Genomic DNA, 11,069 nt, shown 5'->3' on the forward strand with positions numbered 1-11,069 from the left:
TGAAGCGGGATACTCGTGTGCCCCGCAGTGCCCCTGCCGATCGCTCACAGGCCGTCCGACCTGCAAGGATAGGGAATTATGGATAAGCAGCAGGAGTTCGTGCTCCGCACCCTGGAGGAGCGCGACATCCGGTTCGTGCGGCTGTGGTTCACCGATGTGCTCGGCTTCCTGAAGTCGGTCGCGGTGGCTCCGGCCGAACTGGAACAGGCCTTCGCGGAAGGCATCGGGTTCGACGGCTCGGCGATCGAGGGATTCGCGCGCGTGCACGAATCCGACATGTTGGCGAAGCCGGATCCGGCCACGTTCCAGATTCTGCCGTGGCGGGCCGAGGCGCCCGGTACCGCGCGGATGTTCTGCGACATCCTGATGCCCGACGGCTCGCCGTCCTTCGCGGACCCGCGCTACGTGCTCAAGCGCACCCTGGAGCGGGCGTCGGAGAAGGGCTTCACCTTCTACACGCACCCCGAGATCGAGTTCTTCCTGTTCAAGGAGAAGCCGGTCGACGGGCGCCCGCCGACTCCGGTGGACCACAGCGGCTACTTCGACCACACCCCGCAGCCGGTCGGCCAGGACTTCCGCCGACAGGCGATCACGATGCTCGAGAACATGGGCATCTCGGTCGAGTTCAGCCATCACGAGGGTGCGCCGGGCCAGCAGGAGATCGACCTGCGCTACGCGGACGCGCTGAGCACGGCGGACAACATCATGACCTTCCGCCTGGTGGTCAAGGAGGTCGCGCTGGAGCAGGGCGTGCACGCGTCCTTCATGCCCAAGCCGTTCTCCGAGCACCCGGGCTCGGGCATGCACACGCACCTGTCCCTGTTCGAGGGCGATCGCAACGCCTTCTACGAGGCCGGCGCCGAGTACCAGCTCTCCAAGGTCGGCCGCTCGTTCATCGCGGGCCTGCTCATGCACGCGGGCGAGATGGCCGCGATCACGAACCAGTGGGTCAACTCGTACAAGCGGCTGTGGGGCGCGTCCGCGCGCACCGCGGGCATGGGCGGCGAGGCCCCCTCGTACATCTGCTGGGGGCACAACAACCGCTCCGCGCTGGTGCGGGTGCCGATGTACAAGCCCACCAAGGGGCAGTCCACCCGGATCGAGGTGCGCCAGATCGACTCGGCGTGCAACCCCTACCTGGCCTACGCCGTGCTGCTCGGCGCCGGGCTCAAGGGCGTCGAGGAGGGCTACGAACTGCCCGCCGGCGCCGAGGACGACGTGTGGGCGCTGACCGACGCCGAGCGCCGCGCACTGGGCATCGCACCGCTGCCGCAGAACCTCGCCGAGGCGATCGCGCTGATGGAGCGCAGCGAACTGCTGCCGGAGATCCTCGGCGAGCACGTCTTCGAGTTCTTCCTGCGCAACAAGCGGCACGAGTGGGAGGAGTACCGCCAGCAGGTGACCCCCTTCGAGCTGAAGCGGTACCTGCCGGTGCTCTGAGCGCACCCGTCGCCCGAGGGCGAGCGCGACGCGAACGGCCCGACCCCGGCGTGGGGTCGGGCCGTTCGTCGTCGGGCAGCGCGCGGGTGCTCACGTCATCGGCGGGCCGAGCAGTTCCAGGATGTAGCGGACGTAGGCGTCCTTGTCCTCGCCCTGGGGCAGCAGTTGCGGCGCACCCCGGCGGATCAACGCGATGCCGACGGTCATCGTCAGCGCGGTCAGCGCGTGCCGGTAGGCGGCGTCGGCGGGCAGACCGAGTTCCTCGGTGAGGCGGGCGCCGAACTCCAGGCGACGGCGGGTGACCTGCTCCAGGATCGGGCCCACCACCGGGTGTTGGGCGTGGATCAGCAGCGTGGTGGTGATGTCCGCACCGCTGGGTGCGGTGAAGGCGTACTCGGTGAGCCGACGGCCGCGCTCCGCCGGATCCTCGATGCGTTCGGCCGCGGCCATCAGTTCCTCGGACTCGGCCATCCAGCGCTCCAGGGCGGCCTGGATGAGCGAGTCGCGATCCTTGAAGTGCCAGTAGAAGCTGCCCTTGGTGGTGCCGAGGCTCTCCGCGAGGGGTTCCACCGCGACCGCACCCAGGCCGCCCTCTCGCATCGCCTCCAGGGCGGCCCGAGCCCAGTCCTCTCGGCTGAGGGTGCGGCGGCCGGGGCGAGCGGGCCGTTCCGGTTCGTCGTCTGATTGAACCCTCTCCGAGGGAACACCGTTGCGCATGGCACCTACGCTAACGTAGGGTGACGTTCCGTACGGTGGCGTATGGCGGCTCGTTGCTACGGAGGCCTCTTCGGGCCGTGGGACGGACGGCTCGCAGAGTGGAATCGTCGTCCGCCACCGGGCAAGGGCGCGCCGCATTCGAGTTCGCCGCGGTCGGGGGGCTCGGCGAGCCCCGTGCGGCGCGTCCACATTCCCAGTTCCGTTCTTGATCGATCAGCCGTTTGACCGGATACGCTCGGCCGGTGACCTCTGTGGATCAGCCTCGCGAACCGGCGGCCACCGACGGGCGCCTGGTCCGGCTCGGCTTCACCGACATCGCGGCCGCCGCGCGCCACCTGCGCGACCCGGCACTGCTCGGCGCCGGGGACGACTCGCTCTTCCTGGACGCGCTCGCCGCCACCGCCGACCCCGACCTCGCGCTGCTCGGCCTGGTCCGGCTCGCCGAGGCCGCCGCCGACCGCTCCGTCCTGCTGTCCACACTCGCCTCGGCGAAGCCCTTCCGGGACCGGATACTGGGCGTCCTGGGCGTGAGCGCGGCCCTGGGCGACCACCTCGCGCGCCACCCCGACGACTGGCGCACCCTGGTCACCTACGACGTGCAGGACGCCCGGCCCACACCGGCCTACTTCCACGCCGTACTCACCACCGCCACCGCCGGCCTGCGCGGCGACCCGGCCCTGGACGCGCTGCGGATCGGCTACCGGCGCTGCCTGCTCTCGATCGCCGCCCGCGACGTGTGCGGCAGCGCCGACGAGCCGACCGTGGCCACCGAACTCGCCGACCTGGCCGGCGCCACCCTGGACGCCGCGCTCGACCTGGTCCGGCGCGAACACCCGGTCGAGGCCGAGCAGTGCCGGCTCGCGGTGATCGGCATGGGCAAGTGCGGCGGACGCGAACTCAACTACATCAGCGACGTCGACGTGGTCTTCGTCGCCGAGGCGCCCCCCGGCGTGCCCGAGGGCGTCGCGGTCGCCGCCGCCAACCGGCTGGCCGGCGCGCTGATGCGGGCCTGCTCGGCGACCACGATCGAGGGCTCGATCTGGGAGGTGGACGCCAACCTGCGCCCGGAAGGCCGCAACGGCCCGCTCACCCGCACCCTGGCCAGCCACCTCGCCTACTACGAACGCTGGGCCAAGACCTGGGAGTTCCAGGCCCTGCTCAAGGCCCGCCCGGTGGCCGGCGACGCGGCGCTGGGCCGCAAGTACCTGGACAGCGTGTCCCCGCTGGTGTGGACCGCCGCCCGCCGGGAGAACTTCGTCGCCGACGTGCAGGCGATGCGCCGCCGCGTCGTGGACAGCATCCCCGCACGCGAGGTGGAGCGCGAGGTCAAGCTCGGACCCGGCGGCCTGCGCGACATCGAATTCGCGGTCCAACTCCTCCAACTGGTGCACGGCAAGTCCGATCCGGCACTGCGCTGCGGCGCCACCCTGGACGCGCTCGCCGCGCTGTCCGCGGCCGGCTACGTGGGCCGCGACGACGGTGCCGCGCTGGACGCCGCGTACCGCTTCCTGCGCACGCTGGAGCACCGGATCCAGCTCTTCCGGCTGCGCCGCACCCACCTGATGCCGACCGACCCGGGCGAACTGCGCCGGATCGGCCGCTCGATGGGCATGCGCGCCAACCCGGTGGGCGAGTTGGAGAAGGCCTGGAAGCAGCAGACGGTGGAGGTTCGCCGACTGCACGAGAAGTTGTTCTACCGGCCGCTCCTGGACGCGGTCGCCCGGCTCAAGGCGGGCGAGCAGCGGCTGACCCCGGAGGCCGCACGGGCCCGCTTCGAGGCCCTGGGGTACGCCGACCCGGCCGCCGCGCTGCGCCACCTGGAGGCGCTCGCGTCCGGGGTCAGCCGGCGCGCCTCGATCCAGCGCACGCTGCTGCCGGTGATGCTGAGCTGGTTCGCCGACTCGGCGGATCCCGACGCCGGGCTGCTCGCCTTCCGACAGGTCTCCGACGCGCTCGGCAACACGCACTGGTACCTGCGCCTGCTCCGCGACTCCGGGGCGGGTTCGTCGGGCGCGGCGGCCGAGTACATGGCCCGGGTGCTCGCGTCCGGGCGGTTGGCGCCGGATCTGCTGCTGCGGGCACCCGAGGCGGTGGCGATACTCGGCGACGTGGACGGGCTGCGGCCGCGCTCGCGGGCGGCGCTGGAGACCGAGATCCTGGCCGCGGTGGGACGTGCGCCGGGGCCGGAGAGCGCGGTGCAGGCGGCGCGCAGCGTGCGTCGCCGCGAGTTGTTCCGGATCGTCGCGGCCGACGTGTTGGGCCGGCTGGACGTGGATGCCATCGGCAAGGCGCTCACCGATGTCAACGCGGCGACGCTGACCGGCGCGCTCCAGGCCGCGATAGACGCGTGCGAGCGCACGATGGGGCCGATCCCGACCCGGATCGCGATCATCGCGATGGGCCGGTTCGGCGGCTACGAGCAGGGCTACGGCAGCGACGCGGACGTGATGTTCGTCCACGAACCGATCGAGGGCGCGCAGGAGGAGGCCGCGACCAGGGCCGCACACAGCGTGTGCCACGAGGTGAGCCGACTGTTGCAGATCCCGTCCACGGACCCGCCGCTGTTGATCGACGCCGACCTGCGGCCCGAGGGGCGACAGGGCCCGCTGGTACGCACGTTGGCGTCCTACCGGGCGTACTACGAGCGCTGGTCCAAGCTGTGGGAGAGCCAGGCGCTGCTGCGCGCCGACTTCACCTCCGGGGACGCCGACCTGGGTCGGCGGTTCCTGACCATGGTCGATCCGCTGCGGCACCCGTGGGGCGGGATCGACGACGCCCAGGTGCGCGAGATCCGCCGGATGAAGGCCCGGATCGAGTCCGAGCGGCTGCCCCGCGGCGCCGACCCGACCACGCACACCAAGCTCGGGCGCGGCGGGTTGGCCGACGTGGAATGGGTGGTCCAGCTGTTGCAACTGCGGCACGCGCACGCCGTGCCCGCGTTGCGGGTGACCGGCACCCGGCAGGGCCTCGCGGCGGCCCGGGACGCGGGACTGCTCGACGGACACGACGCACAAATCCTGGACGACGCGTGGGTCGGGGCCACCCGGGTGCGCAACGCGGTGATGATCGTGCGCGGCCGGTCCTCGGACAGCTTCCCGACCGATGTGCGCGAGCTGGGCGGGGTGGCCCGGCTGCTCGGCCACCCGTCGGACGAGACCGGCAGCCTGATCGAGGAGTACCGCCGGGTGACCCGGCTCGCCCGGGTCGTGGTGGAGCGGGTGTTCTACGGCGAGGACGAGACTTCGACGGGCTCGCGCTGAGGCTGCTCGCGCCGTGCGTCGTCGGGCGGCCCGCCCGGGCCGCCCACACTCGCGGGCGCGCGCTCGGGCTCGGGCTCGGCGGGTCGACCACCGGGCTCGGTCGCCGCGCGCGGATCGTCCGGCGGGTACTGCGGGAAGCGGTACGCGGAGCGCCCGTTCAGCAGGCACTGCAGACCGAAGGCCGCGGCGAGGGTGATCCAGCCGCCGACCGCGTCGAGCACGAAGTGGTTGCCGGTCGCCACGATCACGAACAGGGTCGCGATCGGGTACATCACCCCGAGCACCTTGACCCACATCGGCCGGGCGAACATCACGATCGCCATCGCGCACCACGTCGACCAGCCGATGTGCATCGACGGCATCGCGGCGTACTGGTTGGAGACGTTCTTCATGTCCCCGGATGCCATCGAGCCCCACGTGTGGTGGACCAGGACGGTGTCGATGTAGCCCGCGCCCGGCAGCAGCCGCGGTGGGGCCAGGGCGAAGAAGAAGTATCCGAACAGCGCCACGCCGGTGGTCAGGAACAGCACCGTGCGCACGGCCCGGTAGCGGCCCGGATGCCGGTGGAAGAGCCACACCAGGACGCCGATGGTCACCACGAAGTGCAGCGTCGCGTAGTAGTAGTTCATCGACACGATCAACCATGTGACGCCGTTGACGGCGTGGTTGACGCTGTGTTCGATGTCGATGTGCAGCGCATGTTCGAGATCGAGCAGTTGCCTGGCGCGGTCCACGGCGAGATGCTCCCGCTCGGGCACCGCGTTGCGGATGAGTGAGTAGACCCAGTAACTCAACGCGATCAACGCGAGTTCGACCACGAATCGCGGCCGACGCGGCGTGCTCAGATATGCACGCAATCGAGACCGCGGATGGGCCTTCGTGGGGATTGACTGCATGGTTGTCCGTCCGGCTTCGTCGGTCACCCGTCGCCCCGACGGCGGCATGGTCTCTCGGCTCGGAATGCCCCCCATGGGTCAAGTCTGCCAGAGCCCGTGCTTTCGCCGATCACCCTGTAGGGCCATCCAAGGGTGATCTTCTCCTTCTCCGGAGGGAGGAATCGGACTTCTCGTCGGATGGTGCACGGGGTGCCGGGGTGGGGTCTCGTGCCCTGTGGGGCACCCGGGGATGGCGGCGGGGTCTCGCGATCGCGGGGCGGGGCGGATGTGCGAGCGCCGCCCTCCGGGGGTGTGGAGGGCGGCGCTCGGCGTGTTGTCGTCGGTTCGGGTGTGGTTGGCGATCCTGGTGGTGTCGTCGGTTCGGGTGTCGATCTCGGTTCGGTGCCGGCCTCGGTTCGGGTGTGGATCTCGGTTCGGTGTCGTTTTCGGTTCCGGTGGGGTCGGTGGCCTCGGCCGGGGTCATCGGGCCGGGGCGTGGTCAGTGGGTCGAGAGGGGCTCGGGGGAGTCGTCGGCGGAGGCGGCCGGTGCGGCTGCGGTGGGCGCCGGCTTGCGCAGGGTGGCGGCGGCGATCAGGGCGCCGGCGGCGGCGATGGCGGCGGCGCCGAGGAAGGCCGCCGAGAAGCCGTCGGTGAGGGCGGCGGGGTTGCCGACCTCCCGGGCGCCGTGTGCGGCGGCGACGGCGGTCATGGCGGCCAGGCCGAGCGCGGAGCCGATCTGGTAGCTGGTGTTGACGATGCCGGAGGCGAGGCCGCCCTCCTCGGGACGGGCGCTGGAGATGGCCGTGCCGAGGGAGGGGATGAAGGCGAGGGCCATGCCGGCGGCGGCGAGCAGGGACGCGGGCAGGACGTCGACCCAGTAGTTGCCGTCGGCGCGGACGAAGGACAGCCACAACATGCCACCCGCGAGCGCGGCGAGACCGGCGACCACGAGCGGGGCCGGGCCGAAGCGGGCGATCAGCCGCGGAGCGAGCACGATCATCATCACCATGATGGCGACGGTCATCGGCAGCAGCGCGGAGCCGGAGGCGAAGGCGCCCAGGCCGAGGACCTGCTGAAGGTAGAGGTTGAGGAAGAACCACATCGGGATCCAGGCGCCCGCCATCAGCAACTGGGCGAGGTTGGCGCCGGCGAGGCCCGGCGTACGCAGGATGCGCAGCGGCATCAGCGGCTCGGCCCGCTTGCCCTGGAGCAGCAGGAACAGGGCGGTGAGCGCGATGCCGGCGGCGAGCACGAGGAGCGTCTCGGCCGAGGTCCAGCCGGTCTCCGGGGCCCGGACGACGGCGTACACGACGGTACCGAGGCCGGCGGTGACGGTGATCGCGCCGAGGATGTCGATGCCGCCGCGGCGGGCGGGGGCGTCGGGCATCAGCGCCGGGGTGGCGACGAGGGCCAGGATCGCGACCGGGATGTTGATGTAGAAGACCCACGGCCAGCTGGCGTACTCGGTGATCAGGCCGCCGAGGAAGACGCCGGCCGTACCGCCGGCAGGAGCCGCGGCGCCGTACAGCGCGAAGGCCTTGGTGAGCTCCTTGGGGTTGCCGCCGAAGAGCATCATCAACAGGGTCAGGGCCGAGGGCGCGATGAGCGCGGCGCCGACACCCTGCACGGCGCGGCCGGCGAGTTCGACCCAGACCTCGTCGGCGAGGCCGGCGGCGAGTGAACCGGCGCCCAGGACGGCCCAGCCGGCGCTGAACATGCGCTTGGCGCCGAACAGGTCGGACAGCCGCCCGCCGAGCAGGAGCAGGCCGCCGAAGGCGACCACGTAGGCGTTGAAGACCCAGGACAGGTTCTCCTGCGAGAAGCCGAGATCGGTACGCATCTCGGGCAGCGCCACACCGATGATCGACGTGTCCATGATGACCATGAACTGGGCAAGCGCGATCAGCGCGAGCGCCGACCAGCGCCGTGGGTTGGGTGCCGCCTGCGGTTGGGACATGGTGATCACTCCGTAGATACGCGTAGGGGGTATCGAGCGATCAGGAACATACCCTAGGGGGGTATCGACACGCCAGAGGTCGAGAGCAAAAATACCTCACGGGGGTATGTGCCGGCCGGGGTTGTCGCAACGAAATCGGCCCTGCCCCCGCCGCATGCGGGGGGCAGGGCCGTTCCGGACCAGGCAACCGCAGCTCCGATCACGCCGGCGCCCGATGTACGACCTCGTCCGGAAGCAAGCACGGGCGAGGAGCGCACGAAGAAGGCCGTCGACCGCGCTCTGGAAGCAGCGGTCGACGGCCTTGTTCTTCGGGGGAGTGCCCTCGTTGTGCCCTGTCGGGCCGCCTAAGGGGTGAACCCGCAGGTCAGCAGGACTTCGGCTTAGATGTCGAAGTAGAGCTCGAACTCGTGCGGGTGGGGGCGCAGGCGGACCGGGTCGATTTCCTTGGTGCGCTTGTATTCGATCCAGGTGTCGATCAGGTCCTGGGTGAACACGCCGCCTTCGAGGAGGTACTCGTGGTCGGCCTCCAGGGCGTCCAGGACCTCGGCGAGGGTGCCGGGGACCTGGGGGACGGCCTGGTGCTCGTCGGGGGCCAGCTCGTACAGGTCCTTGTCGACCGGCTCGAGCGGCTCGATCTTGTTCTTGATGCCGTCGAGGCCGGCCATCAGCTGGGCGGCGAAGGCCAGGTACGGGTTGGCCGACGGGTCCGGGACGCGGAACTCGACGCGCTTGGCCTTCGGGTTGCTGCCCGTGATCGGGATGCGGATGCAGGCCGAGCGGTTGCGCTGCGAGTAGACCAGGTTGACCGGCGCCTCGAAGCCCGGGACCAGACGGTGGTACGAGTTGACCGTCGGGTTGGTGAAGGCGAGCAGCGACGGGGCGTGCTTGAGCAGGCCGCCGATGAAGTAGCGGGCGGTGTCGGACAGACCCGCGTAACCCTGCTCGTCGTAGAACAGCGGCGAGCCGTCGGTCCACAGCGACATGTGGCAGTGCATGCCCGAGCCGTTGTCACCGAAGATCGGCTTCGGCATGAAGGTCGCGGTCTTGCCGTTGCGCCACGCGACGTTCTTGACGATGTACTTGAACAGCATCAGGTCGTCGGCCGCCGCGAGCAGCGTGTTGAACTTGTAGTTGATCTCGGCCTGGCCGGCGGTGCCCACCTCGTGGTGCTGGCGCTCGATCTCCAGACCGGCCGCCTCCAGCTCCAGGGAGATCTCCGCGCGCAGGTCGGCGAAGTGGTCGACCGGCGGGGTCGGGAAGTAGCCGCCCTTGTAGCGGACCTTGTAGCCGCGGTTGTTCTCCTCCGCACCGGTGTTCCAGGCGCCCGCCTCGGAGTCGATGTGGTAGAAGGACTCGTTCGCGCCAGTCGCGAAGCGCACGCTGTCGAACACGTAGAACTCGGCCTCGGGGCCGAAGTACGCCGTGTCGGCGATGCCGGTGCCGGCGAGGTAGCGCTCGGCCTTCTTCGCGACGTTGCGCGGGTCGCGGCTGTACTCCTCATCCGTCAGCGGGTCGTGGATGAAGAAGTTGATGTTGAGCGTCTTGTCCTTGCGGAACGGGTCGAGCCGCGCCGTGGACAGGTCGGGGCGAAGCGCCATGTCCGACTCGTGGATCGCCTGGAAGCCGCGGATCGAGGATCCGTCGAATGCCAGCGTCTCGGTCGGGTCGAACGTCTTCGCCGGGACCGTGAAGTGCTGCATCACGCCAGGCAGGTCGCAAAAACGAACGTCGACGAACTTGACGTCGTTGTCGGCGATGTATCGCGACACCTCTTCGGCGTTGTTGAACATCAATCCTCCTCGACCCGGCGCCAGGCGCGGGTAGTTGCGTTCGCGGGGAGCGGCCTCCTCCCCGGTGGCCACTAGGCCTCGAAGGTAGGCGGGAGCGGTTTCCCGTCGGTGTCCCTCGTGTTTCCGGGATGTTACGCACACACCCGTACGGTCTAGCCCGTCTTGCCTGGATGCATGCCCATGATCAACCCGACCACGCGCACCCCGGGGCGGGCGAATCGGCCCGGCTCGTCTACTTTGGAGTGGTGGACGAGAACACGACCGCATCGCGGAACCAGGCCCCCGGGACGGCGGGCGAAGACTTCGGCTACCGCGGCAAGCGTCTCGGGCTGCCCGAGGACGGGCCCAATTCATTGGCACCGACCGGGCGCAGGCTGATCGCCCTGCTCATCGACTGGGGCATCTGCTACGTCATCGCGCTGTCCTTCCTGGGCGGCGGCGACCTCAACGACCCCGGGACGAGCTGGGGCACCCTCGCCCTGTTCGCCGCCGAGAACCTGCTGCTGGTGAGCACGATCGGCTGGACCTTCGGCAAGCGCATCATGGGCATTCGGGTGGTCTCGGTCACTCGCGACACGCTGTTGCCGCTCGCGGTCGTGGTGCGCACGTTCCTGCTGTGCCTGGTGATCCCGCCGGCGATCTACGACCGGGACGGGCGCGGGTTCCACGACAAGGCGGTCGGCACCGCGGTGGTGCGTGCGTAGTTCGTAACACGGCGGGAGCGGGCGCGACGACCCGTGACACCGCGCGACACGTCCGCGGCGAGCACCTGGCCAACGAGTACCCCTCCGCAACGAGGACCTTGCGCAACAAGCACCTCCGCGGCAGGGCACGCCGGCGGAAACGGCAGGACAGCGGAAAGAGCGGCGGGGGGGGGGGGGGGGGGGGGGCCCGCCCGCGGGGGGGGGGGGGGGGGGGGGGGGGGGGGTGGGGGGGGGGGGGGGGGGGGGGGGGGGGGGGGGGGGGGGGGGCCGGGGCGGCGAACAGCATCCGCTCGACACAGCGGTTGAGGTTCTCGATGGCCGCCCTT

Annotated in this window: 7 protein-coding genes; 3 read left to right on the forward strand and 4 right to left on the reverse strand. The window is 70.6% G+C overall.

Annotation, left to right across the window (positions count from 1 at the left end; genetic code table 11):
- Positions 1-78: 78 nt before the first annotated feature.
- Positions 79-1,440: a glutamine synthetase family protein gene (locus ACIBM5_RS05550; protein ID WP_020553044.1), complete on the forward strand. Its 1,362-nt coding sequence runs from the start codon at positions 79-81 to the stop codon at positions 1,438-1,440.
- 90 nt (positions 1,441-1,530) lie between these two features.
- Here the strand turns inward: ACIBM5_RS05550 and ACIBM5_RS05555 are convergent, their stop codons facing one another.
- Positions 1,531-2,295 carry a TetR/AcrR family transcriptional regulator gene (locus tag ACIBM5_RS05555; protein WP_396005535.1) on the reverse strand — a complete coding sequence of 255 codons (765 nt, stop codon included), beginning with the start codon at positions 2,293-2,295 and terminating at the stop codon, positions 1,531-1,533.
- 104 nt (positions 2,296-2,399) lie between these two features.
- On the opposite strand from ACIBM5_RS05555, the gene ACIBM5_RS05560 reads away from it, so the two are divergent.
- Positions 2,400-5,417 (forward strand): bifunctional [glutamine synthetase] adenylyltransferase/[glutamine synthetase]-adenylyl-L-tyrosine phosphorylase, encoded by a 3,018-nt coding sequence (locus tag ACIBM5_RS05560; RefSeq protein WP_396005537.1) that lies wholly within the window; start codon positions 2,400-2,402, stop codon positions 5,415-5,417.
- Here ACIBM5_RS05560 and ACIBM5_RS05565 read toward each other — a convergent pair.
- The 3 genes from ACIBM5_RS05565 to glnA all read right to left on the reverse strand — a co-directional run bounded on the left by ACIBM5_RS05565 (position 5,381) and on the right by glnA (position 10,039).
- Positions 5,381-6,274 (reverse strand): phosphatase PAP2 family protein, encoded by an 894-nt coding sequence (locus ACIBM5_RS05565; protein ID WP_396005538.1) that lies wholly within the window; start codon positions 6,272-6,274, stop codon positions 5,381-5,383. The genes ACIBM5_RS05560 and ACIBM5_RS05565 overlap by 37 nt on opposite strands.
- 517 nt (positions 6,275-6,791) lie before the next feature.
- Positions 6,792-8,249 (reverse strand): MFS transporter, encoded by a 1,458-nt coding sequence (locus ACIBM5_RS05570; RefSeq protein WP_396005540.1) that lies wholly within the window; start codon positions 8,247-8,249, stop codon positions 6,792-6,794.
- Between the two features lie 380 nt (positions 8,250-8,629).
- Positions 8,630-10,039 (reverse strand): type I glutamate--ammonia ligase, encoded by a 1,410-nt coding sequence (gene glnA, locus ACIBM5_RS05575; RefSeq protein WP_391582725.1) that lies wholly within the window; start codon positions 10,037-10,039, stop codon positions 8,630-8,632.
- Between the two features lie 245 nt (positions 10,040-10,284).
- Between glnA and ACIBM5_RS05580 the strand changes: the two genes are divergently transcribed.
- Positions 10,285-10,743 carry an RDD family protein gene (locus tag ACIBM5_RS05580; protein WP_391582724.1) on the forward strand — a complete coding sequence of 153 codons (459 nt, stop codon included), beginning with the start codon at positions 10,285-10,287 and terminating at the stop codon, positions 10,741-10,743.
- Positions 10,744-11,069 lie beyond the last annotated feature (326 nt).

Source organism: Embleya sp. NPDC050493, assembly GCF_044458105.1.
GTDB lineage: Bacteria > Actinomycetota > Actinomycetes > Streptomycetales > Streptomycetaceae > Embleya.

Bases quoted from the DNA above. Each gene is read 5' to 3' on its own strand.
- ACIBM5_RS05550 (WP_020553044.1), top strand. From the start codon at position 79: ATGGATAAGCAGCAGGAGTTCGTGCTCCGCACCCTGGAGGAGCGCGAC.
- ACIBM5_RS05570 (WP_396005540.1), bottom strand. From the start codon at position 8,249: ATGTCCCAACCGCAGGCGGCACCCAACCCACGGCGCTGGTCGGCGCTC.
- glnA (WP_391582725.1), bottom strand. From the start codon at position 10,039: ATGTTCAACAACGCCGAAGAGGTGTCGCGATACATCGCCGACAACGAC.
- ACIBM5_RS05555 (WP_396005535.1), bottom strand. From the start codon at position 2,295: ATGCGGCGCGCCCTTGCCCGGTGGCGGACGACGATTCCACTCTGCGAG.